Below are 26,084 nucleotides of genomic sequence, written 5' to 3' on the forward strand. Positions count from 1 at the left end.
CGCCTGCGGGTTGAGACGTCGAACACCCCTCAACGGCACGGGAGCCTCGCGCGTTGCGCACACCGCCGGTGTCAGCAGATGGCCGGCGGTCAGGCGCGCGCGTCCCGCTGCTGCACTTCCTTGAGAACCGCCGCCACCGTGGTGAAGTCGTTGTCCACGTGGAGCACGGTGTGGCCGTGATGGACCGCTGTCGCGCACACCAGGAGATCGACGGCTCCGGCGGCGCGGTGCTGTCCCCGCTGGGTGAGCTTGTACTGCGCGGTATCGACCCAGCGCCACGCGTTCTTGGGCACCGGCGAGAACTGGCAGAGCGCATCCAGCTCTTCGGCCAGCTCATCGCGGTGGGCCGGACTGGTCGCCGAGTACAGGAACTCCGCCCTCGTGGGCTCACAGACATGGAACACGCCGGCGGCGATGTGCCCTTCCCAGGGCCGCAACGCCCCCGGCGTACGGAAGAGGTGCCACAGGGCGGAAGTGTCGAGAAGGTACGTGATCACTCGAAGGCGGCCCGCCGGGCGTCCTTCGCGGCGGCATGAGCAGCAGCCGCCGCCTCGAACTCGCCCCGCTCACCCCGCGCGGCCAGCTTCTCGGCAGCTTCCAACCGCTTGATGCGCGCCACGTAGTCCCGCAGCGCCGTGTTGACGGTCTCCTTCTTCGTCGAGACACCCATCAGCCGCATCGCCTCGGCCAGCGCCTCGTCGTCGAGATCGATCTGGGTAACAGACATACCGGCCACCCTTCACCGCGAGTCCATGATGTACATAACCAAGCTACATCACCAACATTCCTCGAGACAGTCCCTCACGCACGAGACAGACGCGACCCGGCTGCCAGGCGAGCGGCCGCGAGCCGCGCACGCGATACGCCCCTCACCGGGCGCACACATCTCGGGCGAAACAGCGATTTCGCCAGAGGGGCCGGGGGTACAGATGTTCCGTGGGTGAGCCGTGGGACCGTCAACCGCAGATCCCACGGAGGTGTACCCCTGAAACCCCATGCCACAAGGGAATCAGAGGCCCGGCAGGGCGCACAGGCGCACGATTGCCTCACCGACGTGAGGCAATTGCCTCACGCACAACATACGTCCAGCCGCGTTTTCGCAGGTCAGAACGTTTCTTCGCAAGTACTTCTGTGGGGCGGGTGGGACTCGAACCTAAACCGGTGACCCATCTCACCTGCGGTTTTACCGGGGAACCGGACAAGTCCACCCGATTCAACCCCGCCGAGCCCCGCTGGGTCCCGCTTGATCCGGCGCGGTGAGGCAATTGCCTCACCGCCAGTCAGAGGTCCTGCCCGAGTCTCGACACGCAGAGTGGAGCGGCGACAACTTCGCATGAGAGTTGCAGCGCGAGCTGGAGAGGCTCACCTCAGATGCCCCCTGCTGCGGTTACACACCGTATCTGTAGGGGGTGTGCGGCCACCTCATCCGCCGGGTCGAGGAGAACCACCTCCGCTACCGCGAAGAGCACCAGTCCCCGCCTGCCAGCTGCATGGTGGTGACCGGTTCACCTCCGCCATCACGGAGAGCACCCAGTTCGCGCTCGGCCTGCTCGCCGGACTCCGGTTCACCTCCGCTCACGCGGAGAGCACACGCCGGGCTGCGCGGCCAGGGCGTCGCGGTTCGGTCCACCTCCGCTCGCGCGGAGAGCACATCCGCCCGTACCCGGACTCCTCCTGGAAGACCGGTTCACCTCCGCTCGCGCGGAGAGCACGCGGCCACCCCCGGGGCATCCGGCGCCGCACCCGGTTCACCTCCGCTCGCGCGGAGAGCACGCATCACCGACCCAGCCGAACATGCCGCCGTCCGGTTCACATCCGCTCGCGCGGAGAGCACGCTTCGGGCTCCTGCTCTGTCTCCTGTGCCCGCGGTTCACCTCCGCTCACGCGGAGAGCACGTCGAGTCGTCGGGTCGTCGTGAGCCGCAATTCGGTTCACCTCCGCTCGCGCGGAGAGCACGACCCCCTCGGCGAGCACCGCAGCCACCCCCACGGTTCACCTCCGCTCGCGCGGAGAGCACTTGGCTACGCGCCGCTCCGCCTCCTCCATGATCGGTTCACCTCCGCTCGCGCGGAGAGCACTCCGCGTTGGTCAGCGACTCCCCGGTGTCGGTCGGTTCACCTCCGCTCGCGCGGAGAGCACTACGCCACACCCACCTGATGACCGGGCTACCGCGGTTCACCTCCGCTCGCGCGGAGAGCACGCATCTCGGGATTCGAGCCGATTTCCGCTCGACGGTTCACCTCCGCTCGCGCGGAGAGCACTCGTACCAGTCGGCCTGCTGGTTGTATCCGTACGGTTCACCTCCGCTCGCGCGGAGAGCACGCCGGGCAGGTGTCGCTGGCGGGCATGAAGGTCGGTTCACCTCCGCTCGCGCGGAGAGCACTGGGTGACGGCTCGCTAAATCGCTGGAGTCCACGGTTCACCTCCGCTCGCGCGGAGAGCACCCCTACCTGTGCCCCACATGCGACAACCGATCCGGTTCACCTCCGCTCGCGCGGAGAGCACAGGATCGCACTCGCTGGCACGTCGCACTACATAGGTTCACCTCCGCTCGCGCGGAGAGCACGCGGCCGCGAACCCGCGGGCGCTTTCCTCGGCCGGTTCACCTCCGCTCGCGCGGAGAGCACTGGACCAAGTGCCTGCCGGGATGGGTCGATGACGGTTCACCTCCGCTCGCGCGGAGAGCACCGCAGCGGCGGCACCTGTTCGCTGTCCGTCATCGGTTCACCTCCGCTCGCGCGGAGAGCACCGCAGCTGTGCCTGCGCGGCCTCGAGTTCGGCCGGTTCACCTCCGCTCGCGCGGAGAGCACCTGACCGCCTACGGCATCGCCACCTGGAACGCCGGTTCACCTCCGCTCGCGCGGAGAGCACCTGTTGAGGGGGAAGCTGCCGCCGCCCATCGGCGGTTCACCTCCGCTCGCGCGGAGAGCACCCTTTCCGACCTGCCCCGTTATAGCGACTTTGCCGATCCTTGAACTTCGCAACGCGGAGCCACTCCCACGTCGCGATGCGCCATTCGAGACTGAGGCATAGAGGCAGTCTATGGTCCCACCGACGAAGGCGTCAGCCGCAACTTTCGCCTGTTCAGGGCCCGTTGTCAGTGGCCGCTGCTATCTCTGGTGCTATGTCGAAGCAAGACAGTCACTTACGCCGGGGCAGGAACATCGACGTTCGGATGTGGGGCAAGGAACGCGGCCTGCTGCGCCCCTATCCCGTGATCTGCCATCTCCTGGACGCAGCTGCTGTGTTCGGGACCTTGTGGGATGCCCTGATCAGCGATCGCGTGCGTGACAGGATTGCCAGCGCGCTTGACCTGTCGGTGAGCGACACCCGGGCGGTGCTCTCGTTTTGGGCGGGGCTGCACGACCTAGGGAAGATCACTCCGCCGTTCCAGGCGCAGGTACCGAGCGAGTTCGCGTCCGTGCGGGAGGATCCGGCGTACGCGTTCGCTCCTGGTGCGGCAGAGGAGCGGGCATTCCGCCACGAAGTCGCGACGCACTGGGCCGTCGCACGACTGCTGGAGGAAGCCGGATACCCAGGAGAACGGCGACGGATGCGCCAGGCGGTGTGGCACCAGGTCGCTCAGATGCTGGGTGGACACCATGGATGCTTCGGGCGGGTGCTTCTGGTCAAGGAGCTGGCAGCTGCGAGTGGCTATCAACCGGGTCTCGGCGAAGAGGGCTGGGCGGTTGAACGCGAGGCGCATTTCGCGGAGTTGCGACGTGTAACAGGTGGCGATGCCGTTCCGGCACGGGGGCTGCCCGCCGAGTTGAGCGTGATCGTGTCCGGTCTGGTGGTTGTCGCAGACTGGCTCGCCAGCCAGACAGAGGCGATCGTACCCAGGCTGCCTACGGAGGCCTGGCGGGCGACCCCCGAGGAACTGGATGCCCACTGGGACCGCGCTCGAAAGGCCGCGCCGGACTGGGTGTCCAAAGCCCAACTGGGCCGGGCACGGTTCGACACCGAGAACTTCGGCGAGATGTTCCCCTTCACCCCCAACTCCCTCCAAGGCGATCTCACAGCCCGGCTGCCGGAGCTAGCGGAGGCCAGGGGGACAGGGTTGCTGCTCGTCACGGCTCCGACGGGCGACGGGAAGACGGAGGCCGCTCTGTACGCGGCGTCGGTGTTGGGGCGGGCAGCCGGTGCGCGGGGGCTCTACTTCGCGTTGCCCACGATGGCAACGGCGGACGCGATGTTTCCGCGGGTGAGGAAGTTCGCGGAGGCCGCCATGGGTGGAGAGCGGGCGTTGACGCTGCTGCATTCCATGGCCTGGCTCAGTCCGCAGTACGCCGGGGGCGACGCGCCCGGTGCAGACGAAGGCGAAGACAGCGGGGCGGCGGACGGCGAGATCAGCGCGGACACGGAGACCGCGACAACGGCGGGTGCGTGGCTGCGCGGGCACAGACGCGGGCTGCTCGCCCCACTCGGCGCGGGCACCATCGACCAGGTGCTCAGCGGAGTTCTGCCCCTCAAGCACAACGCTCTGCGGCTGTTCGGTCTGTCCGACAAGGTCCTGGTCGTTGATGAGGCCCATGCCTACGGCCCGTGGATGCACCAGTTGCTCATCCGTCTGCTGGAGTGGCTGGGGGCGTTCCGCGCGCCGGTGGTCCTGCTGTCGGCCACGCTGACGGGGCGGACGGCGACGTCATTGGTGGATGCCTACCGGCGGGGTGCCGGCTTCCCGGAGCCGTCTGCCGTCGAACCGTGCTATCCGGGCTGGTTGTTCGCCGACGCCACAACTGGCTCCGTCTCGACGCCTAGAGCGGTGAAGAGCGAGCGGGCCCGCCGCATCGACCTCGGCATCCGGCCGGTCGTATGGGATACCGAGGCAGACCCCTCATGTGCCCCGCGTCCCGGAGGCCGACGTGAGGCACTGCGGGAGGTGCTGCGCCCCGTGGCATCGGACGGGGGCACGGCGCTGGTGTGCTGTACGACGGTAGCCGAGGCCCAGCGGACGTATCGAGACCTGCGCATCGCGTTCCCCGAACTCGCCCAGCAGCAGGGTGGATTGCGCCTGCTGCACTCGCGCTATCCCGCGCGCGTGCGACAGCGCATCACTGCCGCGTGCGAGACCGCGTTCGGCAAGCCGCGCGGTGAGGGGGACATCGCCAGGCCGCGTCCGGCGTCCATCCTGGTCGCGACCCAGGTCGTCGAGCAGTCCCTTGATCTGGACTTCGACCTGATCGTCAGCGACCTCGCCCCGCTGGCCCAGCTGCTCCAGCGTGCGGGACGGGGCCGTCGCCACGAGCGCGGCGCGACCGGGCGCCCGCCGTGGGCGCTCCCTGAAGAGGCACCACGTCTGATCGTCCTGGAGCCCGTCGACTCCCAAGGGGCTCTCGCCGTCCCACCTCGTAGCTGGGGGTCGGTATACGACGGCGGGCTGCTGCACCGTACCGCCCGAGTCCTGGCCGAAGCGGAAGCGGTGGGCATCGACGTTCCCGGTGACGTCCAGCGACTGATTGACACCGTGTACGCGGAGGACTTCGTCGAGCGGTTGGCGGGGGCCGCCGAGCAGGAGCAGCTGCGCATCCTGGATGCCGAGCGCCAGGCCGAGGAAATGGCCCAGACGCAGCTGGCCGCCATGGTAGGCATCCGTGCCCCGGCGGACGTGGCCGGTGATCTCCACCGACTCAGCGAGCGGACGGCAGGCGTCACGGAGGAGCTGCTGACGTCACGTCTGGGCGCTGACACTGGACGGGTGTTGTGCCTGTACGAGCAGAGCGATGGCTCACTGACGCTCGACGAGGCGGGGACGCATCCGCTACCTGAGGACATCCGTGGGCTCCCCCGCCGCCACCTGGCGCAGATCATTTCGCATGCCGTCCCGGTTCCGGGCAAGTGGCTGCTGGGCGACAGCGGCTACGGGGCGCCGCGGGGCTGGGACGACCAGCCACTGCTCCGTGAGGTCGTACTGCTGCGGATGCGGCCAGAACCCGGCGAGGGCACAGGCATCGCCTGGTCCTGCTGCCACGGGGACCGCACCATCCGGACCTCCGACGTTGGCTTGGAGGTCGTGTAACCGCGATTTTGAGCCTCTCCCGAGGAGTGTGCTTCGCACGCCGCACACTTCCGCTAACGTCTTCAACAGCCGCCCTGGCGCACGGCGTTCTTCTCCGGTTGGCCGACGCCAGGGCGGCGCCACCCGCCTGCGCGGGCCAAGGGGATGACACGTGATCGCTTCGCACGCGGCACACGGTCCACCTCCGCATACGCAGAGATCCCCTCCCCATAGTGCCTCTTTACTGGAGTCCCATGCCACCGCCTGCCTACAACCTTCTCGACGAACCGTGGATCCCCGTCCACTGGTCACCGAACGCCTCTCCCCCTCCGACCGGCGAACCTCCCGATCGCATCGGACTGCGCGAACTGCTCCTGCGTAGCGGCAGCATCACCGGACTGGCCGTCACATCCCCTCCCGCGCACTCCGCCCTCCTGCGGATCCTGTACGCGCTCACAGCCCGAGTCACCGGTCTGGACGAGGTCGGCACCAGGGACTGGGGCACGCGACTCCAAGACGTCTGGGACGAGGGCGAGTTGCCGAGGGAGGGCATTGCCGAGTACTTCGCCAGGTACGAGCATCGCTTCTTCCTCTTCGACCCGAAGGGAGGGCGGCCGTGGATGCAGGACGCGCGCCTGGCCGAGCAGTGCGACGCGGACAAGACCGCCGGTGTGAACAAGCTGATCGTCACGCGTGCCTCAGGCAACAATCACGCCTGGTTCCGCGCCGACAGGGACGCCCGCCCCGAGCTGCCCACCGCGTCGGAAGCGGTGCTGAACCTGCTGGTGTGGCACTACTACGGCCCCTCCGGCCGCTGTTCGGCCCGAGAAGTGAACGGCACGAAGAGCGCCAGTATGACGGCCGGCCCGCTGCGTACCGCGCTCTCATACCACCCTGAGGGAGAGACCCTCTTCGAGACGCTGCTGGCCGGGCTGGTCAGACCGGAAGCCACCGTGACGCCCACGCGGGATCAGTGCCCCTGGGAGTGGGACGAGTTGCCGGACCCCGACAAGGCGCCCCGGGCTCCGGCCGGTCCCTGCTCGCGGCTCACCGCCTGCTCCCAGCACGCGCTGCTGCTCGTACCGCAGGGGCAGGACGGCCAGTTGGTGCGCGATGCCTACATCACCTGGGCGTACCGCACCGGCCGCATCCCGCGGAGCGACCCCTTTCTGATCTGGCAGGTGAGCCAGCAGGGCAATCCCTACCCGCGCCCGGCCGACTCCCGGCGTGCGCTGTGGCGGGACCTGGACGCCCTGCTCCTCAAGGAACCCCCCGGGACGGCCCAGCCGAGGCGGCCCGAGGTCTTCGCGTACGCCGTCGAGGTGTCGGAGGAGCTGCGGGTGCGGGCTCTCGGCTTCGAGCAGGAAGCACAGGCCAAGGACATCCAGTTCGTGTCCGGCACCACACCTCCGGTGCTGGGTTTCGCCGAGCGGGACTCACCGCGCACCGCTCTGCCGGTGGCGCGGCTGCGGCAGTTCGGGGAACTGTACGGGCGGCGCCTGGATCGCGCGGTGAAGCAGGCCTGGGCCGCCTACGTGCGCGACGCGAAGGCCAAGGGCGACACGTGGGCCGCGGAGGCTGCCGGGCGCTACTGGCCGCGCGCCGAAGCCGAGTTCTGGGACCGCTTCCGCCGCCTGGACCGCTCGGGCACGGTGCTGGACGCGGACTTCGACCGGGCTGGGTCGCGGGCGGCGTTTCTGGCTCTGGCTGTGGAGGCGTACGACACCGTGACGGCCTCCGTCACCCGAACCCAGCGCGGCGCCAAGGCCGTATCCGACGCCCGGATCGGCCTGTATGGAGGGGCCCGCAAGAAGAGCAGCGGGTCCACCAAGGGGCAGGACGCATGAGCACGCAGCGCGGACGAGAATGAGAGGGGCGAGGAACAGAATGACCACTCAGGCCACCACCGACCCGGCCTCGGCAGGGCGTCAGCGTCTGCTGGCCTACACCCAGTGGACGGAACAGCTCTGCCGAAAGGAGCCTGGGGCCCGTAGTGCGCTGCGCAGCGGTCTGCGTCGTGGGATCAACGACCGCTCGGCGCAGCGCATGCACCGGTTCGTAGCGCGCTGGATCCCGGAGAGCAGCCTCGGTTCAGAGACCGATCAGCGGGCTTACTACGCGGTGGCTGCGATGATCGCTGCGCAGCCGCGCAGCAGCGGATCTGCCGCCGCTGATCTGCTCGATGAGCCGGAAGAGACCGACGGCGGCGGGACCACGGGCACCGAACCCACGGTCGAGGCGGCCGCGGGGGCATCGGCGGGGCCGACGGGATCGCAACGCTATGGCACGAGTCTGGGCGCCGCGTTCGCCGCCGCTGTCACCGACAGTCCCGGCCGGGACAAGGCGATGCGGGAGTCGGGAGCCGAAGCGCGACTGAACGTCCTCACCCGGCAGAGCATTGACGGCTTGCACCGTCATCTACCCTCCGCTGTCGGCTACTTGAGGAATCTGGACGTTCCCGTCGACTGGGCCCGGCTCTTGAGCGATCTGCTCGCCTGGCCCGAGCACTCTGGGCGAATCTCTCGTCGTTGGCTGCAGGACTACTACCGGCAGCGCTCCGCGGATGCGGACAACCGAGCCAACCGCGCCGACGCCGAGGAAGCCGTACTCGACGAAACCGACCAGCCCGAAGCCTAAGGGTGACGGGTGCCGTACCCATGCGCCCGTTCCTGCCCAGAACTCCTGCGTCACACAAACCCATTCAGGGAGACATCAGTGTCCGTTGCCGCCCGTTTCATCGACATCCACATCCTGCAGTCGGTCCCGTTCTCCAATTTGAACCGGGACGACACGAATTCCGTGAAAACCGTCCAGTGGGGTAACACGCTGCGCACTCGTGTCAGCAGCCAGTCCTGGAAGCGTGCTGTCCGTGGCGTCTTCGAGGACAAGGTCGGCGAGGTCGCCCTGCGTACCCGCCGCATCGGCGAGCGCGTCACCCGGGAACTGATCGCGCGGGGCTGGGGCGAGACGGATGCCCAGCGCGGGGGCGCCCACGTGGCGGCCGCCAGCAGCATCAAGTACGAACTCGCCAAGGACCCTGCCGATCCCAAGCAGATCGTGCCCAACAAGGTGCTCACCAACGCGATGGTGTACGTGCCGGAGGCGGCGGTCGTGGAGTTGGCCGACCTCGCCGAAGTCCATCGCGCGACGGTGGAGAAGGCCAAGGACATCAAGAAGCCCGCCGACAAGAGCGTGCTGCCCAAGGACGACGTCGAGGCGATCCTGCGTTCGCGCAACGGCGTCATCAACCTCTTCGGCCGGATGCTCGCCGAAGTCGACAACGCCGGGGTGGACGGCGCCGTCCAGGTCGCCCACGCGCTGACGACCCACCAGACTGACGTGGAGCTGGACTACTTCTCCGCCGTCGACGACATCACCGCGGTCTGGGGCGACGCCACCGGCAGCGGGCACATGGGCCACGCCGAGTTCAGCGCCGGAACCTTCTACCGCTACGCCACGGTCGACCTGCGCGACCTCGCCACCAACATCGGCGACGAACCTCAGGCAGTGCGCGAGTTGACCAGCGCGTTCCTGAGTGCGTTCATCGAGTCGCTCCCCCAGGCCAAGAAGAACTCCACCGCCCCGCACACCATCCCCGACCTGGTGCACCTCTCCGTGCGCACGGACCGCCCGCTGTCGTTCGCCGCGGCCTTCGAGGAGCCCGTGCAGGCTCGGAACGGCTTCGCGCAGGTATCCCGTGCGCGGCTCGGTGAGTACGCCCAGGCGGCGAACAAGCTGCTCGGCACCGGGCGTGTCCTCACGTCGGGCTGGGCCGGTCTGGACGCCAAGGACCTGGCTGGCCTCGGCCAACGGCACGACTCCTTCGACGACCTGATCACCACGGCCCTCGATGCCGCGCTCGTCGGGAGCAAGGACGAGGGCGAGGCTGCGTGAACTCCCCCCGCACCCCGGATCCCCACGCGGAGACGGGCCTGCTGCTACGGCTGACGGGGCCCCTGCAGTCCTGGGGCGAGCGCAGCCCCTTCAACGAGCGGGACACCGCCCTGTTTCCCACCCGCTCGGGCGTCATCGGCCTCCTGGCGTCCGCGCTCGGCCGAAGCCGCGACCAGCCGCCGGACGACCTAGCCCGGCTGTCCCTGACGATTCGCGTCGACCGGCCCGGCGTACCGCTGCGCGACCTGCACACCGTCGGCGGCGGCCTGCCCGCCAAGGCCACCGTCACCACCGCGGAGGGCAAGAAGCGCTCCGGCGACACCGGCACGCTCCTCACGCACCGCACCTACCTCGCCGACGCGGCGTTCACCGTCGCCGTCACCGGCGGCCCCGCCGACGCAGAGCTGCTCAACCGGGCCGGGCAAGCGCTCATCGCGCCGCGATGGCCGCTCTTCCTGGGCCGCCGCTCCTGCCCGCCTGAAGGCCCCCTCCTCCTAGGCGCCACCACCGATCCGCTGCGCCACCTCGTCCACCTGCCCCTCGCCGCACCCCGCCCACGCGAGGGGTTCCAGGACGTCGCGTTCCTCTCCGACCAGCCCTTGAACCATCGCCTGACCGCACCAGAACCCGAACCGGAAGCGAACGAGGACCAGGACGGCGCGGAGCCCACCAGCGAGATCACCGACCAGCCGCTCTCCTTCCGCCCCGGCCACCGCGCCCACGGCACCCGTGACCTCTACCAGCGCGCCCTCCGCCTCCCCGCCGACCAGCACACCGGGCTCGGAGTCCGCCACCTGACCGCCCTCGCCACCTACGTAGCCGAGCACTTCGACCGCCCAGCCCTGGAAGGAGGCCGTCCTTGACCGCCTGGCTGACCCGCATCGCCCCCGACCAGCGCTCCCGCGACGTCCGCCGTGACCTCAACGGCACCGAAGCAGCCGTCGGACTCCACCGCCGCCTGATGACGCTGTTCCCCTCACATGCGGGCAAGGACCCACGTGCCCGCTTCGGTGTCCTCTTCCGCGTCGAGGACACCCCCACCGGAGTGCACATCCTCCTTCAGAGCACCCACGAACCCGACCTCGACCAACTCCCCACCGGCTACGGGAAGGCCGACACTCGATCCCTCGACACCCTCCTGGGCGCCCTGCGCCCCGGTCTGACCCTGCACTACCGGTGCGTGGCCAGCGCCGTCCGCAAACCCGGCGCCACCACCCGGCGCCTCTACAACCTGCCGGCCGTCGTCCCTCTCCACGGGGCCGACGCCGACGAATGGTGGCTGCGCCAGGCCGACACCGCCGGACTCAAGCCGCTCACCCACCACTCCCACCCTCTCGAAGCCGCCCGCGGCACACGCACCCCCCAGAACGCTCCCCAACAGCAGCGCATCCAGCATGCCCGCACTCAATTCGACGGCACCGCCGCCATCACCGACCCCGAACTCCTCCGCACGAAGATCACCGACGGCATCGGCCGCGGCAAGGCCTACGGCTGCGGCCTGCTCACCATCGCCCCCGCCCGGGAACCCGTATGACCGAAGCGCCAGCAGCAGGCCCTGCCCGCACCCACGCCAACGCCCGCCGCCAACTCGCCGCACCCACCGTCGCGATGCTGCCGCGCATCGCCGACTCCCTGTCGTTCCTCTACCTGGACATCGTCCGCGTCCACCAGGACGACACCGGCGTCCGCGCCGAAGTCACCAGCGAACAGCGGGGCACGGAGACCGTCTACCTGCCCACCGCCGCCCTCAGCTGCGTCCTGCTCGGCCCCGGCACCTCGATCACCGCCCGCGCCTTGGCGACCCTGGCCCGTCATGGCACCACTGTCCTGATCACCGGCGCGGGCGGCGTCCGCTGTTACGCCGCCGCCCTCCCCGACTCCCTCACCACCACCTGGCTCGAACGCCAGACCCGCGCCTGGGCGGACGACACTCGACGCCTCGCCGTCGCCACCGCCATGTACGAAAGACGCTTCGGCCACGGCACCGCCCCAGCCGCCCCCACCCTCGACCAACTCCGCGGCCTGGAAGGGCGACGCGTCAAAGCCCACTACCGGCTCCTCGCGCAGCAGTACAAGATCGGCCGGTTCCGCCGCGCCTACGACCCCGCCTCCTGGGACACCCAGGACCCCGTCAACCTGGCCCTGTCCTCGGCCAACACCTGCCTGTACGGCATCGTGCACGCCGCCATCCTCGCCCTCGGCTGCTCACCCGCCCTCGGATTCGTCCACAACGGCAACCAGCAGGCCTTCGTCTACGACATCGCCGACCTCTACAAGGCCGAACTCACCATCCCTCTCGCCTTCTCCCTCCACGCCACCGCGAACCCCGAAGCGGCCGCCCGCCGTTCCTTCCGAGACGGCCTGCGCCTCTTCAGGCTCCTCCCCCGCATCGTCACCGACATCCAGCAACTCCTCGACCCCGGCACCCCTTATGACGCCCCCGACCCCGAAGAACACCTCGTCGACCTCTGGGACCCCATCAGCGGCGCCATCCCCGGCGGAAAGAACCACGGAGCCGACACCTGACACCGCACCCGAAGGACCACACCACCCATGGCCTCGATGATCGTGCTCTCCGTCACCGCAGTCCCCGACCACCTCCGCGGCGCCCTCACCCGCTGGCTCCTCGAAGTCACCCCCCAGCTGTACGTAGGAACCGTCTCCGCCCGCGTACGCGACCAACTCTGGTCATCCATCACCGCCTGCACCGGCGACGGCACCTCAGTCCTCGCCTACCCCACCGACAACGAACAGGGCTTCGCCCTACGCACAGCCGGCCCCCAACGCCGCACACCGATCGACTTCGACGGCCTCACCCTCGTGGCCTTCCGACATGAAGGTAAAGAAACTGCAAATCCCTTGTAGACCTGCAGGTCGGGAAGGGTGGTCTCCGCGAGAGCGGAGGTGTTCCGCGGCCGCCGCAGCTCGTCTCACCGCGCAGTATGTGGTCTCCGCGAGAGCGGAGGTGTTCCGCCCTGGCCGCCGGACGGGAGCGCACCCGCACCGTGGTCTCCGCGAGAGCGGAGGTGTTCCGCTCATCGGCGTCGGCCTGGACGACCCGAAGTTGTGGTCTCCGCGAGAGCGGAGGTGTTCCGCCGCTCCTGGTCGTCCCGATCGACCCCGGCGTGTGGTCTCCGCGAGAGCGGAGGTGTTCCGCATCCGCGGACGGCGGGCGTGCGTGAGCTGGTGTGGTCTCCGCGAGAGCGGAGGTGTTCCGGGACCCGATGATCCGCGACGCTGCTACCTGTGGTGGTCTCCGCGAGAGCGGAGGTGTTCCGCAGATGGCGCACATCGGCCCGCAGATGCGGGAGTGGTCTCCGCGAGAGCGGAGGTGTTCCGTCCTCGGCGAAGGAGCGGTTCATGGACGCCTGGTGGTCTCCGCGAGAGCGAAGGTGTTCCGACAGCGGCGGCGATCGCGTCTTGCGGGCGCTGGTGGTCTCCGCGAGAGCGGAGGTGTTCCGTGGCGGGCCGCGACGAGCGTGGCCAGGTTGCTGTGGTCTCCGCGAGAGCGGAGGTGTTCCGGCGATGGACACCGCCAACCAGGACCACTGACCGTGGTCTCCGCGAGAGCGGAGGTGTTCCGCAGTACACGCGCGGCCGTTTGCCGGGAATGTGGTGGTCTCCGCGAGAGCGGAGGTGTTCCGCCTGGAAACAGGCCTCCACAGACTTCGGTGAGGTGGTCTCCGCGAGAGCGGAGGTGTTCCGAATTGGGACGACCGGATCGCCGAGGTTGCCGGGTGGTCTCCGCGAGAGCGGAGGTGTTCCGGAGGTCCCGGCCCGCGACCGGGGCGTGCTGCTGTGGTCTCCGCGAGAGCGGAGGTGTTCCGGTCCCACTGGGCGACCAGGTCGTCGCCCCAGAGTGGTCTCCGCGAGAGCGGAGGTGTTCCGGTCGCCGGTGCCGAGGTGGAGCAGACCTACCGGTGGTCTCCGCGAGAGCGGAGGTGTTCCGAGATCCCACGTCGCGCCGTCGTTACGCCAGAGGTGGTCTCCGCGAGAGCGGAGGTGTTCCGCCTGCACGGGATAGCTCGCGACGCCGGTGGCGGTGGTCTCCGCGAGAGCGGAGGTGTTCCGCTGCATGAGCCCCCATTCAGTCGGCTTTTTGCGTGGTCTCCGCGAGAGCGGAGGTGTTCCGGCAGCGCTGGCGGTGCCTCGCACCGTGCGGGTGTGGTCTCCGCGAGAGCGGAGGTGTTCCGCGCTCCAGGGGCCCCTCCTGGGCTCGCGGACGGTGGTCTCCGCGAGAGCGGAGGTGTTCCGGTCACTGGAGGCCGGTCCGGGCGTTCTCGATGGTGGTCTCCGCGAGAGCGGAGGTGTTCCGGTCGGCATCGGTGAGCGGCTGCTGCGCCGATAGTGGTCTCCGCGAGAGCGGAGGTGTTCCGAGTGCCAGAGCCAGGCCGAAGAGTTCGCGCACGTGGTCTCCGCGAGAGCGGAGGTGTTCCGCCCGCATCGCACGAGACCTGAACCTCAGCCCCGTGGTCTCCGCGAGAGCGGAGGTGTTCCGGTAGCCATGATCGGCCGGACCGGATGACGCGCGTGGTCTCCGCGAGAGCGGAGGTGTTCCGGAGCCGACGTCATGACCGGCCCGCTCAGAGTCGTGGTCTCCGCGAGAGCGGAGGTGTTCCGGCAGGATCAGTCCTGCCACAGAGCCGTGTTGTGTGGTCTCCGCGAGAGCGGAGGTGTTCCGCCGCTGACGACCCTGCAACAGCAGATCGTGCAGTGGTCTCCGCGAGAGCGGAGGTGTTCCGCGAGAGCTACAGCCGGAGAGCGACGCACAGCAGTGGTCTCCGCGAGAGCGGAGGTGTTCCGTCGTGCTTGATGATCGGCACGATGCTGGCGTCGTGGTCTCCGCGAGAGCGGAGGTGTTCCGCTCTCGCCGGAGGTCGGCTGGTTCCTGGCCGCGTGGTCTCCGCGAGAGCGGAGGTGTTCCGGCGCGCGCGGCGGCCCGCGCCCGGGCCTCGGCGTGGTCTCCGCGAGAGCGGAGGTGTTCCGGTGGACCCGCGCGGGCCGGGCTTGAGCTGGGCGTGGTCTCCGCGAGAGCGGAGGTGTTCCGTCGATGGCGTGGCACTGGCGCTCACGATGGAAGTGGTCTCCGCGAGAGCGGAGGTGTTCCGGCTTCGGTCGCGTTCTTCGCCATGCCCGTCTTGTGGTCTCCGCGAGAGCGGAGGTGGTCCGGACATGGCGCGGTTGTTCAAGGCGTGCCGCGAGTGGTCTCCGCGAGAGCGGAGGTGTTCCGCGTGCGGAGCCGGTCGCGCGCAGTCTCGTGCGGTGGTCTCCGCGAGAGCGGAGGTGTTCCGTCAGCGACCGGTCCGATGTCACGTTCAAGCAGGTGGTCTCCGCGAGAGCGAAGGTGTTCCGGCCTGGTCGGACGACATGGCGCGGTTCACGATGTGGCGAGAGCGGAGGTGTTCCGCAGATCAACCACGAACAGCGGAAGGAGAAGCCGTGGTCTCCGCGAGAGCGGAGGTGGTCCGCAGAAGGCTAGGAACTTCCCGATCAAGGACGGGTGGTCTCCGCGAGAGCGGAGGTGGTCCGGGCAAGGGCGGTGCCGGGTGCACCGTCACCGCGTGGTCTCCGCGCGAGCGGAGGTGGCCCGTCGTGGGCCCCGGCCCATGTGGGCGAGGAACTAAGGTCTCCGCGCGAGCGGAGGTGGTCCGCTCACCACCGCGCAGACCACCGCCTTCCGCCTGTGCTCTCCGCGAGAGCGGAGGTGGTCCGTGGGAGGCCGTACGCCTTCTCAAGACTGCTGAGTGGTCTCCGCGAGAGCGGAGGTGGTCCGACGACCGGGCCCGCGGCTTCGGCCAGGACGATGTGGTCTCCGCGAGAGCGGAGGTGGTCCGGTGCCGTAATCGCGCCCGTTCGCCGTCTCGACGTGGTCTCCGCGCGAGCGGAGGTATTCCGACTAGACAGCCGTCGGGTTCGCCTACAACGCTGAGCCAACCGCATACGTCGACGAGCCGCTCCTCTCGGCCGACCCAGCCCTGTGCCAAGGGCTCGACCCGAGCGACGCATGGCTGGGGGCAGTCCACACGCGTCTGGCCAAGGTCGCCGGTACCACCACCGTGCCGGGGCAGCGGGTACGGAGCGCAGTTCAGCGACCGTCGTAGGCGCGAGGTCCACAGCCAGGGTGACTCTTGCGTCATCCGCTGACCGCGGTGAAGACGGAGCCGGCGACCACAGCCCCGACAGCAGCTCCGGCAACAGTCTGGGCCACCGTGTGATCGCGCAAGATGATCCGGGACCAAGCGATCAGTGCAACGACCGGGGTGGCAATCCAAAGGAGCGGACTGTACGCGTCGGCGAGCATCGCGAGAGCCCCTGCGGCCACGCTCGTGTGGACCGATATCTTCCAGAACACCGTGATGGGAAGAAGAACGGCGAGGGTGGCCAGCATCGCAGCGACCAGAGCGAGCATCTGGCGGGGCGCCTCAAGCCAGAGCATGCCTCCGATGCCCGTGGCGACGGAGGCCATGATGACGGGTATGAGGAGCAGGCGGCGCTGCCTCTGGCCTACGTGCCGGTCGGCCCACATACCGCGGCGCATGCCGTACTTGATGTAGGCCACGGGGATCACCGCGGCGAACAGAACGGCCTCTAGCGCCCATGCGAGGCCTGTAAGAGGGTTGTCCTGGGCCAGACCGACGCCGAGGCTCACCAGGACTATGACGTTGCGCGGTTCCATGCCGTCGGTGATGAGTCGCGCGGAGCGGCTCTCCTCCTGGTGCGGCGCGATGCCGGTGGTGTTCGTCATGCGGCGACCGCTTCTCGGGACGTTGCGACGTGCCCGCTGAGATGGTTGGCGATCTCGGCGATGCGCGGAGAGGTGTAGTGGCGGGTAACGCGGGCGAGCCAACTCGCGTTCGCGAGGAGGTCGTGGCGCAGTGTCAGCAACGTGCTGGCCGGCCGGACGGCGTAGCTCTCGCCCTGAACAGCTTTGAGGCGGGCCACGCGCAGGCAGATGGCCTCGCGCGCCGCGCGGGCCTCTGCTCCGTGCAGGCCTGCGCCCCGGGCGGCGACGAGAGCTTCGCGGCGGAGGTCCTCGCTGACCCACGGCAACAGCTCGAACACGGCGTCGGAGATGTCCACAACCCGCTCGTCGAGGCGCCCGTAAAGGTCGCCCAGCCGCAGCCGGTCGTCCTGGGGAGAACTCCCCCGCTTGAGGTGGCGCAGGATCGCGTCCGGCGGGAGAACCGACACAAGCTCTACCCACAGCGGCCGCAGGGCTATCAGGCCTCGACGCTGCCGGATACCCCGGACCACCAGGTCGACGGCGCGTACCGAGCTGCCGATCAGAACGAACGTGATGGTGACGAACTGGAAGAGGGACCCTCCCAGGTGGAAAGCGGGCTCACTGAGCGGGTACTTCCAGGAGGCGAATCCGAAAGCCAGATACGAGATCCGGTAGGCGGGGTAGAGGCATCCCGCGAAGGCACCGAGCCCGAGGAAGCGCATGCACAGGCGCAGAAGTCGATCGTTGGCCCGGCGGGCGACCGTGAAGTACAGGAACGCGGCAGGGGCCAGTGCGGCCGCCATGCTCAGCAGGTAGCACACCAGGTGGACGGTGCCAGCCACATCACCGTACTGAGCGGAAGCAAAGTCCTTGGAGCCGTCGGCTGCGGTGATAGCGGGCGCCGCGTACGGGAATGCCGCAGTGGCGACGATGCTGAACACGGTGAGCACTGCCACGCGCGGCCTGAAGGCGACCCAACGGCGCCAGGGCTCTCGTTCGCTCCGCGGAACGACGGAATCAACCCAGCCCAGGAGAATGGTGCAGGCCACCATGATGGCCAAGTGCTTGGGCAGCACAGCCGCGTCCGGGAGGCCTGTCAGGTCGGCGAACAGGTCCTCGACGGCGGACAGCCGCAGAGTGGCGCCGATGGCCAGGATGACCATCGTGGCGAGGAAGGCTCGTTGGCCCGAAGTGGACGGGCGCTTGTAGACGCGGACTGCGACGACCACCCACAGCGGGATGGTGGTGAGCAGGTCTATGAGGTCATCGGTGGGCACGGTGCGTTCTTCCAGCAGTGAGGGCGGTTCAGAGGCTGTGGTGCATGCGCTCGACGAGAGGGTCACCCCGGTGCCGGGTCTCGCGGGCCTGCTGGGCGGCGACTCGACGCAGGCGGAAGGCGAACTCCTCGGCCTGGTCCTCGATCTGCACGTACTCGGGATCCAGCGGCGCCTCCTGCGAGCGCGCGCGGCCGAGCAAGCTGCCCCCCAGGAAGTTGGCGCTCAGGTACTCGTATGCCTCTGGTTCGGGTTCCGCTGGGGCTGACGGCAAAGGGACGGGCTTGTGGCCGAGCAGGAAGTGCCCAAGTTCGTGGGCAAGGCTGTGCACGGCAGCAGCGCCGGTGAGCTCCGGCGCAACCCACATCGCGTCGCCGTCACGGTCAGGACGTGTGATCCACAGACCGTTCGCGCGGAGGCCCTGGATGGGCGGCTCCCCTCTGAGGAGCTCCAGAGGGCGTGGGTACACCTTCTGGATGGACGCGAAGAGGGAATCGAGCGTGAGCGGTTCAGGGATCGTGAACGCGGCAAGCGCTCGTCGGATGTGACGGTCAGCGTGGATCACCGGGTCGTGCACCTTGCGTGGGGGGCGTTCGGTCAGCGGTCAGGGTGTTCGCCCTGCCGCTCCATCTGCTCGACCTCCTCGAGCTTGCTCGCGAACTGGGCGACACGGGCCTGCCCCTGCGGAGAAAGCCGACTTGCGGAGCGGGCGAGGCCAGCGAGCGTCTCGTTTCCCACCTGACGTCGCCCGCTGAGAAGTCGCTCCAGCTCGGCAACGACGCGACTCGCCTTGGTGTTGGCCTCGGTGCTCGTGAGGTTGAAGACGTCGAGGGGCATGTCGAAGAAGTCGGCCAGCACTGACATGTAGGAGACGGTGGGGTTGGGGCCTCCCTCCCGGCGGAGGCGACGGATGTACTCAGCTGTAATGGTGCCGACGCCGTGGCGGCGGTTGATCTCATCAGCGACCTGCTGGTTGGTGTACTCGACGTACTCCCCGGGATGGTCCGGGTTGGGCTGAGCTGCTGCCTCGAACAGGAGGTTGAGTCGGCCAGCGAAGGTCGGCCGCCCCGGGGAGGTTGGCGCTGGGGTCACGGGTAGTGGTCTTTCTGACGCGTGGTTAGGTGATCACCATAGCCGCAGGTCCAACGATCGTTGCAGGCACCCCGTAGCTGCAAACAATCGTTTGACTACTGATCGTTCGCATACTTACATGGATGCATGCAGGGCGCAGCCATCCGGTAGCCCTCTGCCACCCGTGTGCCCGTACTCGATCTGGGCCGCCACCCAGACAGGGAGCTGACCGTGCCCGTCAAAACCGCCGTATCGGCGCATGGCGCGTGGGGGATCAACGACCGCGCCAGCCCATCACCAGGCCGCCCTCAATGCGGGTTCAGCGACCCCAGCCCATAGGGCGCGAGGCTCCGCGCCCCCGAAGGGCTTCACCCCGCAGGGCGCCCCGCGCGCTTGGCTTCGAAGTCAGCCTGCCACTGCGCATCGGCGACCTGCTTAGCCTTGCGCACCCGGTCGGCCGGAAGACCGTAGAGGTCGGAGAGGTCGGGGACCCACTCATCCTTCATGCGCCCGATCCCGAGCTCCATTTCAGAGACGTCGGATGCCTGTACGCCGAGCCGCCGGGCGACGTCCTCCTGCCGGAGGCCGGCGCGTGTACGCAGTACCGCCAGGCCCGCGTCCGGGGAGAGCGGCTCCAGGAGATCCGACCGAGAAACGCCCAGCGTCTCAACGAGGACGGCGAACAGCCGCGAGCTGGGAGCACCTTTCCCTCCAGCCCAACGGCCAACCGTTCCGACTGAGACTCCGACCGCCGTCGCCACATCACCCATGGACCAGCCTCGGTCCTGGTAGGCGGCACGGAACCCGGCTGGGCTGAAGTCTCGGACACTCTTCACTCGGCAAGTATCCCAATCGCCCCAGCAGAGGGCACCGACACCAGAAGTGGAGATGGAAATGATGGGTCGGAAATGATTGTATAATGATCACGTCGACGGGGCTCAACAGCCTGTCGATGATGATCACGGCTGCGATGCGCAGCCCTCGAAGTAACGAGTACGGCTCACTGACAGGAGCGCCAACTCCCAGCCAGTGAGCCGGACCCACGAAGCAGTGCATGCCGCAGCGGGCGTCGAAATCCTCGCGGCTGCACCCTGGTCGTGGCGGCGGAGCCTTGCCCTGTCGCCACTGGACAGACAGGTGACGCTGTCGCCTGCCGTCGAGGAGTGATTGTGTCATGGGACTCCCAGTAGGGGCATCTACTGCGGGCGCAGCGACGCTCGCGGGGCCCGACGGGCTGGACCTCGAAGCCCTGGCTGCCGTTCTCCGGCTGATCATGGAGGCAGGGGACCTCCGGCCACTGGAACGTGAGCCCGAACCACTGCACATGGGCTACGAGGAGGCCGCTCGGCGGCTGAACATCCCGGAAAAGTGGCTGCGTGCACGCATTGGGGTGCTCCCTCACCGGAAGATGGGGAAGCACGTCAAATTCGCCGAAGAAGACATAAAGGCGATTTCGGCGATGCACTTCATAGATCCTGACATCGAGATAAGTCTCAATGCCAGCAGTGCAGGGCGCCAGCGGCCGCTCAAGCCGTCTGTGCGATCTCACACGCGTTCGCGCGCCTAACCTTCCCCATTCAGGCGTTTCGAATTCCATGGATGCGTACGCCAAAGATCGCCAGGAGTTCCCCTGTGACTCAGCCACCTATGCTTACCAGTTTCCTACCTTCCTTGAATTCAGCTGTCCAGTCCGCACTGATCGGTGATTGGACTCCCCTGCTGAAAGCAGCAGGAACAAGCGGCAAAGAATGGGCGGATAACGCCCCTTGCGCAAACTATAATTCAGACCTCTTCTTCCCTGAAGTGGAATACCCGTGGAGCGATCCCGAGCAAGTTCGCCGCGACCATGGCTCTGCGCTCAGGGAACCTCTAAGCGCCTGCGCAGCGTGCCCGCTTTCGGTTTCTGCCCGGTGCCTGGTCGAGTCACTGAGGCACGAGGACAGGTACGGGATTAGAGCCGGACTCCTGGCTTCGGAGCGGCCTGCGCTCCTGACTGCCTGGAAGAGCCGGATTGACCATGAAGCTGTAAGCGCAGTTCTACGTGGAGTACCAGCGACCATAACCCGCCTGGAGCGCGAGGAAGTCCTTTCTCTCCTTTCCGCAGATCGTTCTCTCAATCTCGATGCGGCGGCACGCGGGTTGGCAATATCCGGCAAGTACCTCTCCCAACTCCTCCGTGATCACCAGCAGCAACTTTGGAATCTCACCGATCCGATGCATGCATCGACTGGCGGAGCAATCAATGAGTGAAGCAGTAACGGATCTCGTATGGGTTCATTCAAAATCCAAGAGAGCCGCACGCCTGGTGATTTTGGCTTTGGCCCGCGAAGCGAACGATCAAGGGGCAGTAAGTCTGTCGCTGGACCAGATCGCAGAGCTTACGAGCCTGTCGTCTCGCACCGTGACGAACTGCGTCGCAGAGTTGTGCGAGCTGGATGAACTGACGTGTGATCGTCAGGGCGGCAGAGGTAAAACTAACCACTACGCGATAACCCTAAAGCCTGGAACTGTCCGCTCGGAAAAATATGCGGTCGCCCCGAAACCCAGAAGCAGCTTCCAGGCAACAGCCTCTGAGACACCTCAAGCTGAGGCAGAAACCTGGAACGGTTTTCCCGGAAAATCTCACGGAGAGCCACCCCATACCCGAAGTGTTGTTACTCCCTTCGGGAGTAACAACACTTCAAGCAAGCAAGCTAGCTCGCACCCCCGCGACGCTTCGCCGAACCACAGCGTTGACACAACTGCCGATGTTCCAGCAGGCGCTGAGGCCGTCGTCTCGGCCTTGACCCGAGCAGGCATGCTCGTCGGTTGGCGGTTGAACGGTGCCGAGTGGGATCGGGTAGCAGCTCTCTCAGCCCGCTGGGGTCCTGAACGACTAGTCGAGATCATCAGCCGACGCTGGGACCCGAAGCGCCCTCCCCAAACTGCTCGATACCTGCTGCGCATTTGGGCCGACCTTCCGTCGAACTCAGCCAGCGCTGACCAAGGGGACAACGTCGTTCCTCTACGACGCACCCCTGGCGGATGGACTCCCTTCCAAAACACCGTGGATTCGATGGCCTATCAGAATGGATTTTGAGCATGGCTAAGCCCGAACTCGCGGCCACCTCCAGGACGATGCGATCCCTGGAGCGCATCATCGCCGCGAAGGGAATTCATCTGGCTCCTGACTGCACACTGCCTGAGCGGGAGGAACCCGGAGACCCTCAGTGGCATCGCGAAGCGCGCGCTCAGTACGCCCTGGGACGTTGGCAGACAGCGACCCCAACTCGGTACTGCGGGGCCGAAGCGGCACTCCCCCAGGTCGTTGCGTGGGCGGACAGCGCGCTCGCTGACCCTCTCTCGGCTGGAACTCTCCTGCTCACCGGTACGACCGGCACTGGGAAGACGCACGAGGCGTACGGCGCACTCCGTCACATCGCCGCTGCTGGGCCCGAGCGCTACGAAGTGATTGCCATCAACAGCGCGGAAATGTACGGCCGCTTACGCCCAACCCACGTGATCGGCGCCTCGGAAGGGGAACTGAGGCGATTGAGCCGGGTGCAGTACCTCTTTCTGGATGACTTCGGCACATCGAAGGTGTCCGAGTGGACCGAGGAGATCACATACCGGTTGATCAATCACCGGTACAACCACTGCCTTCCGACGATCATCACGTCAAATCTCCCTGCGAGGAACCAGAACGGCCCCGACCTCGCGGACTTCGTCGGCGACCGAGTCGCGAGTCGGCTGGCCGAGATGGTGACGGCGCTCGTTCCCATGGTTGGGAAGGACCGGCGTCGTCCGGAACGGAGCGTGGCTTGATGCCAGTTCGACTCCGCGGCTCGCGCCTCACGGCCGAGACCCTGTCCAAGGGCTGCGTCTACGTCGGCCAGGGAAGCCCCTATGCGAATCCCTTCCGGCCCGGGATCCCCAGCGCCTCCTTCCCTGGGACCTCGATGACCGCCGAGGAGGCCACTGACCTCTTCGCAGCGACGCTTCGAGGCCCGGTTGGACATAGGTACGCCGAGCGATTCTCCGCCGCCCTGGGCGGCCTGGATCTGGTCTGCACCTGCCGCCTGGACGTGCCATGCCACGCAGACGTCCTCCTCCGCCTGGCCAACGAATCGCCACTTCCCTGTCCTGACATCCCGGGCAGCACCCACTACTTGAAAGGCACCACGCGATGACCCACCCGATCATGGCCTCGGCGGCCGAGCGCCTCTCAGCCTCCGAGAGGCGCCGCACGACGGAGCGGGAGACTGCGTTCCGGACGTGGGGTCCAAGGTCACTCGCTGCCGCCTCCAAGTACGCCCGCACGCTGCTCGGCGAAGAAGCACGCTCACTTTCCTGGGATGTTCTCGGAATCCTCCCCTTCGACGACCACCTGCAGGCTGTGGCATCCCTGGACACCGTGGAGTTCCAGCACTTGGAGCTCTACTACAGCGGCGAAGGCGGGAAGGAGCGTCTGCTCCTGCGTGTGTCGTGCGTGTCCTGCACCAGTCAGTTGGTTGAGGAAGTGACCTCGCTGGAGCACCTCGGCCGACTGCTCTCCCGGACCACTGCGTGGCAAGAGATCAACGGGCGGAACGGAGATGCACGCTGATGTGGCGCAGACGGGAGTCACCGGTGCCTGCGGATGCAGGCATGCGTGGCTGGGACTACGCCGCGATCATCACCTTGGCGACGGTCGGCTTCACCCTCTCGTACGACGCGCTTCGTCAGGTGGCGATCGCGATACACGTGCGCCCCAATCTGTCGTACCTCTTCCCGATCGTCATCGATGGCTTCATCGCGTACGGAGTCAGAGCGATCGTGTTGCTCCGGCACCATCCTTTCCCCGCCCGTCTATACGCGTGGTTTCTCTTCCTGGCCGGCACCGGTGCGAGTCTCTGGGCCAATGCCTTGCATGCCGTCACCCTGAATCGTGGTCCGCTGTCCGGGCCGTCCGCCCTGCGCCTGGACGACCGCGTCGTCGGAGTCCTGTCCACCCTCGCGCCGTTGGCACTGGCGGGGTCCGTGCACCTCTACACCGTGATGGCGCGGACGGCGGAACCGTCCGTCCCGGACCATCGGGTGGCTGGTCCAGGTCCGGCTCAAGCGCACGAGGGGGAAGACGGTTCCGAGCAGGAACAGGTACCTACCGTCCGCTCCTGGGCGAGTGAGCCGACATCGGATTCGAGCAACACAGGCATCGCCGTGGACGGACGGACGGGAAGCTCCACTGGCCCCGGACAGGGTGGGTCAACGATCACCCCTCGCCCTGTGAATCCCCATGCTGATCAGGTGACCAGCGAACACGTGGCGGACAGCGACAGTCCTCATGAACCACCGCGGGTCACACCCGGTCCAGGCAGCTCCCAAAGCGGGGGCAGCTCGCCGCCCTTGGACGGGTTCGATGTACGTCAAGGGCATTCGCAGACGGAGGAAGGTGATCTCCCGGACCAGGCGGACGCACCCGTCCGGGACGGCGATGACTCGACCTGGGACAGGGAGGTCGTGGACGAGTGGATGAAGGACCTTTTACCCATCGCACGAGAGGCTTCAGAACGTGCCGGGCGGATCAGTCGGTCCGTGGTCCAGGACGCGGTCCGTGCACACCAGCCCATCAGCAATGACCGCTTGGGCGCCTTGCTCGCGCATCTCAAGCAGGAGGCCAGGCAGGTTCCGCAGTCCGCAACCGCGAGCCCCGGCGGTGAGTTGTGGTGATCTGATCGTCCAGGTGAGTTCCGCGGTCACTGCGTCGGAGAGTTCCCGGTGCGGTGACCGGTGCTCGCCTACTCGACCAGGAAGGCAGTCCGTGCTGCGATGAGGTGAAGACGCGGCCCAGCCCACGCAGGATGAGGCCATGCGGGCAGCGGTTGAGTTGGATCGACTCCCCCAGGCTGGCAGCTCTCTCCTAGCTGTTTCAGTGCCGGGGCTCCCCCTTGACCACGACGAGGTCGCGTACGCGCCCATCGTCTGCTCCACGGCCTGGCTGTGTCAGTCCCCACGGGCTCTGGTCCACTTGTTGTGGGCCGTCGCTGAACGTGACGACTTGTCCATGCCGGAGTGCAGTTGACCCGGCTGAACGCAGCTTCAGTCAAGTTCGGGAGCCCGTATGAAGCGGGTCATCGGCCGCAACTGGTGGTTCTTAGTTCTCTCATGAATCAGCCGACGGGGAAACAGCGGCGCCCCCTGCCTGCCCCTGCCAGTAGGCGAGCTCATGGCGGATTTCGAGGGTGTCGGGGTGACCTTCGCCCAACATCCGCACCGCATCGGGCAGCAGCTCGGCAAAGGCGTCCGCGGCACCGGCCGCATCCCCCGCCTCCCCCCGCGCGGCGGCCAGGTTCTGGCGGAAGACCACGGTGTCGGGGTGGTCTTTGCCGAACATCCGCACCACGTCGGGCAGCAGCTCAGCGAAGGCGTCCGCGGCACCGGCCGCATCCCCCGCCTCCCCCCGCCACCGAGCCAGGCTGTGGCGGGTGATCAGGGTTTGAGGGTGGTCTTCACCCAGCACCCGCACCATGTCGGGCAGTAACTCAGCGAAGGCGTCCGCAGTGCCAGCCGCGTCTCCCGCCTCCCCCAGCCAGTAGGCCAGGTCGTAGCGAGCGTTAAGGGTGTCGGGGTGGTCTTCCCCCAGCACCCGCACCGTGTCGGCCAGCAGCTCAGTAAGGGCATCCACGGCGCCAGCCGCATCCCCCGCCTCCCCCCGCCACCGAGCCAGGCTGTGGCGGGTGATCAGGGTTTGAGGGTGGTCTTCACCCAGCACCCGCATCCTGTCGGCCAGCAGCTCGGCAAAGGCGTCCGCGGCACCGGCCGCATCTCCCGCCTCCCCCCGCCAGTAGGCCAGGTTGTGGCAGTGGTTGAGGGTGTCGGGGTGGTCTTCACCCAGCACCCGCACCGTGTCGGCCAGCAGCTCGGCAAAGGCATCTACGGCACCGGCCGCATCCCCCGCCACCCCCCGCCAGTAGGCCAGGTTGTGGCGGTAGTTGAGGGTGTCGGGGTGGTCTTCACCCAGCACCCGCACCGTGTCGGCCAGCAGCTCAGCAAGGGCATCTACGGCACCGGCCGCATCCCCCGCCTCCCCCCGCCACCGAGCCAGGCTGTGGCGGGTGATCAGGGTTTGAGGGTTGTCTTCACCCAGCACCCGCACCGTGTCGGC

Annotated in this window: 22 protein-coding genes and 2 CRISPR repeat arrays; of the genes, 14 read left to right on the forward strand and 8 right to left on the reverse strand. The window is 67.7% G+C overall.

Annotated features, from left to right (window positions below; all coding sequences use genetic code 11):
• Positions 1-89 precede the first annotated feature (89 nt).
• Positions 90-497 (reverse strand): PIN domain nuclease, encoded by a 408-nt coding sequence (locus ACFVHO_RS23420; RefSeq protein WP_385717815.1) that lies wholly within the window; start codon positions 495-497, stop codon positions 90-92.
• A complete protein-coding gene (locus tag ACFVHO_RS23425) occupies positions 494-727 on the reverse strand; it encodes a type II toxin-antitoxin system VapB family antitoxin (protein WP_385717817.1) in 234 nt (77 codons plus the stop codon). Before ACFVHO_RS23425 ends, ACFVHO_RS23420 begins: the two co-directional genes overlap by 4 nt.
• Positions 728-1,440: 713 nt before the next feature.
• A CRISPR array of direct repeats spans positions 1,441-2,932; the repeat unit is 29 nt; unit sequence CGGTTCACCTCCGCTCGCGCGGAGAGCAC.
• A 192-nt stretch (positions 2,933-3,124) separates the two neighbouring features.
• Here ACFVHO_RS23425 and cas3 point away from each other — a divergent pair.
• From cas3 to cas2e, 8 genes are all read left to right on the forward strand, one after another.
• Positions 3,125-6,019, forward strand: a complete 2,895-nt coding sequence (gene cas3, locus ACFVHO_RS23430) for a CRISPR-associated helicase Cas3' (RefSeq protein WP_385717819.1) — start codon at positions 3,125-3,127, stop codon at positions 6,017-6,019.
• A 233-nt stretch (positions 6,020-6,252) separates the two neighbouring features.
• Positions 6,253-7,845, forward strand: a complete 1,593-nt coding sequence (gene casA, locus ACFVHO_RS23435) for a type I-E CRISPR-associated protein Cse1/CasA (protein WP_385717821.1) — start codon at positions 6,253-6,255, stop codon at positions 7,843-7,845.
• Positions 7,846-7,885: 40 nt separating this feature from the next.
• Complete coding sequence (gene casB / locus ACFVHO_RS23440) at positions 7,886-8,635, forward strand: type I-E CRISPR-associated protein Cse2/CasB (RefSeq protein WP_385717824.1); 750 nt, start codon at positions 7,886-7,888, stop codon at positions 8,633-8,635.
• Between the two features lie 78 nt (positions 8,636-8,713).
• On the forward strand, positions 8,714-9,892 hold the full coding sequence (gene cas7e / locus ACFVHO_RS23445; protein ID WP_385717826.1) for a type I-E CRISPR-associated protein Cas7/Cse4/CasC: 1,179 nt from the start codon (positions 8,714-8,716) through the stop codon (positions 9,890-9,892).
• Positions 9,889-10,755 (forward strand): type I-E CRISPR-associated protein Cas5/CasD, encoded by an 867-nt coding sequence (cas5e, locus tag ACFVHO_RS23450; RefSeq protein WP_385717829.1) that lies wholly within the window; start codon positions 9,889-9,891, stop codon positions 10,753-10,755. The genes cas7e and cas5e overlap by 4 nt, the downstream gene beginning before the upstream one ends.
• A complete protein-coding gene (gene cas6e, locus ACFVHO_RS23455) occupies positions 10,752-11,426 on the forward strand; it encodes a type I-E CRISPR-associated protein Cas6/Cse3/CasE (RefSeq protein WP_385717832.1) in 675 nt (224 codons plus the stop codon). The genes cas5e and cas6e overlap by 4 nt, the downstream gene beginning before the upstream one ends.
• Positions 11,423-12,418 carry a type I-E CRISPR-associated endonuclease Cas1e gene (cas1e, locus tag ACFVHO_RS23460; protein ID WP_385717835.1) on the forward strand — a complete coding sequence of 332 codons (996 nt, stop codon included), beginning with the start codon at positions 11,423-11,425 and terminating at the stop codon, positions 12,416-12,418. The genes cas6e and cas1e overlap by 4 nt, the downstream gene beginning before the upstream one ends.
• Before the next feature lie 27 nt (positions 12,419-12,445).
• On the forward strand, positions 12,446-12,757 hold the full coding sequence (gene cas2e / locus ACFVHO_RS23465) for a type I-E CRISPR-associated endoribonuclease Cas2e (RefSeq protein WP_385717837.1): 312 nt from the start codon (positions 12,446-12,448) through the stop codon (positions 12,755-12,757).
• An 18-nt stretch (positions 12,758-12,775) separates the two neighbouring features.
• A CRISPR array of direct repeats spans positions 12,776-15,787; the repeat unit is 29 nt; unit sequence GTGGTCTCCGCGAGAGCGGAGGTGTTCCG.
• Positions 15,788-16,025: 238 nt separating this feature from the next.
• On the opposite strand, the gene ACFVHO_RS23470 is transcribed toward cas2e, so the two are convergent.
• The 5 genes from ACFVHO_RS23470 to ACFVHO_RS23490 all read right to left on the reverse strand — a co-directional run bounded on the left by ACFVHO_RS23470 (position 16,026) and on the right by ACFVHO_RS23490 (position 19,797).
• Complete coding sequence (locus ACFVHO_RS23470; RefSeq protein WP_385717840.1) at positions 16,026-16,637, reverse strand: hypothetical protein; 612 nt, start codon at positions 16,635-16,637, stop codon at positions 16,026-16,028.
• Entirely contained in the window at positions 16,634-17,893 is a 1,260-nt protein-coding gene (locus ACFVHO_RS23475) for an MAB_1171c family putative transporter (protein ID WP_385717843.1), read from the reverse strand. Before ACFVHO_RS23475 ends, ACFVHO_RS23470 begins: the two co-directional genes overlap by 4 nt.
• 28 nt (positions 17,894-17,921) lie before the next feature.
• Positions 17,922-18,455, reverse strand: a complete 534-nt coding sequence (locus ACFVHO_RS23480; RefSeq protein WP_385717846.1) for a hypothetical protein — start codon at positions 18,453-18,455, stop codon at positions 17,922-17,924.
• 32 nt (positions 18,456-18,487) lie between these two features.
• Positions 18,488-18,982, reverse strand: coding sequence for a hypothetical protein (locus tag ACFVHO_RS23485; protein WP_385717849.1), 495 nt, complete (start codon positions 18,980-18,982; stop codon positions 18,488-18,490).
• 347 nt (positions 18,983-19,329) lie between these two features.
• On the reverse strand, positions 19,330-19,797 hold the full coding sequence (locus ACFVHO_RS23490) for a helix-turn-helix domain-containing protein (RefSeq protein ID WP_385717852.1): 468 nt from the start codon (positions 19,795-19,797) through the stop codon (positions 19,330-19,332).
• Positions 19,798-20,135: 338 nt separating this feature from the next.
• On the opposite strand from ACFVHO_RS23490, the gene ACFVHO_RS23495 reads away from it, so the two are divergent.
• The 6 genes from ACFVHO_RS23495 (at position 20,136) to ACFVHO_RS23520 (ending at position 24,649) form a co-directional block, all read left to right on the forward strand.
• Entirely contained in the window at positions 20,136-20,528 is a 393-nt protein-coding gene (locus ACFVHO_RS23495; protein WP_385717855.1) for a helix-turn-helix domain-containing protein, read from the forward strand.
• Positions 20,529-20,608: 80 nt separating this feature from the next.
• Positions 20,609-21,211 (forward strand): WhiB family transcriptional regulator, encoded by a 603-nt coding sequence (locus ACFVHO_RS23500; RefSeq protein ID WP_385717972.1) that lies wholly within the window; start codon positions 20,609-20,611, stop codon positions 21,209-21,211.
• Positions 21,212-22,042: 831 nt separating this feature from the next.
• The gene (locus ACFVHO_RS23505) at positions 22,043-22,765 is read left to right on the forward strand and encodes an ATP-binding protein (protein ID WP_385717858.1); all 723 of its coding nucleotides are present in this window, start codon (positions 22,043-22,045) and stop codon (positions 22,763-22,765) included.
• Positions 22,765-23,130: a DUF4326 domain-containing protein gene (locus tag ACFVHO_RS23510; protein ID WP_385717861.1), complete on the forward strand. Its 366-nt coding sequence runs from the start codon at positions 22,765-22,767 to the stop codon at positions 23,128-23,130. Before ACFVHO_RS23505 ends, ACFVHO_RS23510 begins: the two co-directional genes overlap by 1 nt.
• Complete coding sequence (locus tag ACFVHO_RS23515) at positions 23,127-23,546, forward strand: DUF6195 family protein (protein WP_385717864.1); 420 nt, start codon at positions 23,127-23,129, stop codon at positions 23,544-23,546. The genes ACFVHO_RS23510 and ACFVHO_RS23515 overlap by 4 nt, the downstream gene beginning before the upstream one ends.
• 41 nt (positions 23,547-23,587) lie before the next feature.
• Positions 23,588-24,649 (forward strand): DUF2637 domain-containing protein, encoded by a 1,062-nt coding sequence (locus tag ACFVHO_RS23520; RefSeq protein WP_385717866.1) that lies wholly within the window; start codon positions 23,588-23,590, stop codon positions 24,647-24,649.
• A 433-nt stretch (positions 24,650-25,082) separates the two neighbouring features.
• Here ACFVHO_RS23520 and ACFVHO_RS23525 read toward each other — a convergent pair.
• Positions 25,083-26,084, reverse strand: a 1,002-nt coding sequence (locus ACFVHO_RS23525; protein WP_385717869.1) for a tetratricopeptide repeat protein, incomplete at its 5' end; no start/stop codon positions are given.

Origin of the sequence: Streptomyces sp. NPDC127108 (assembly GCF_042677545.1) — a bacterium.
In the GTDB taxonomy this organism is placed as follows: Bacteria; Actinomycetota; Actinomycetes; order Streptomycetales; family Streptomycetaceae; genus Streptomyces.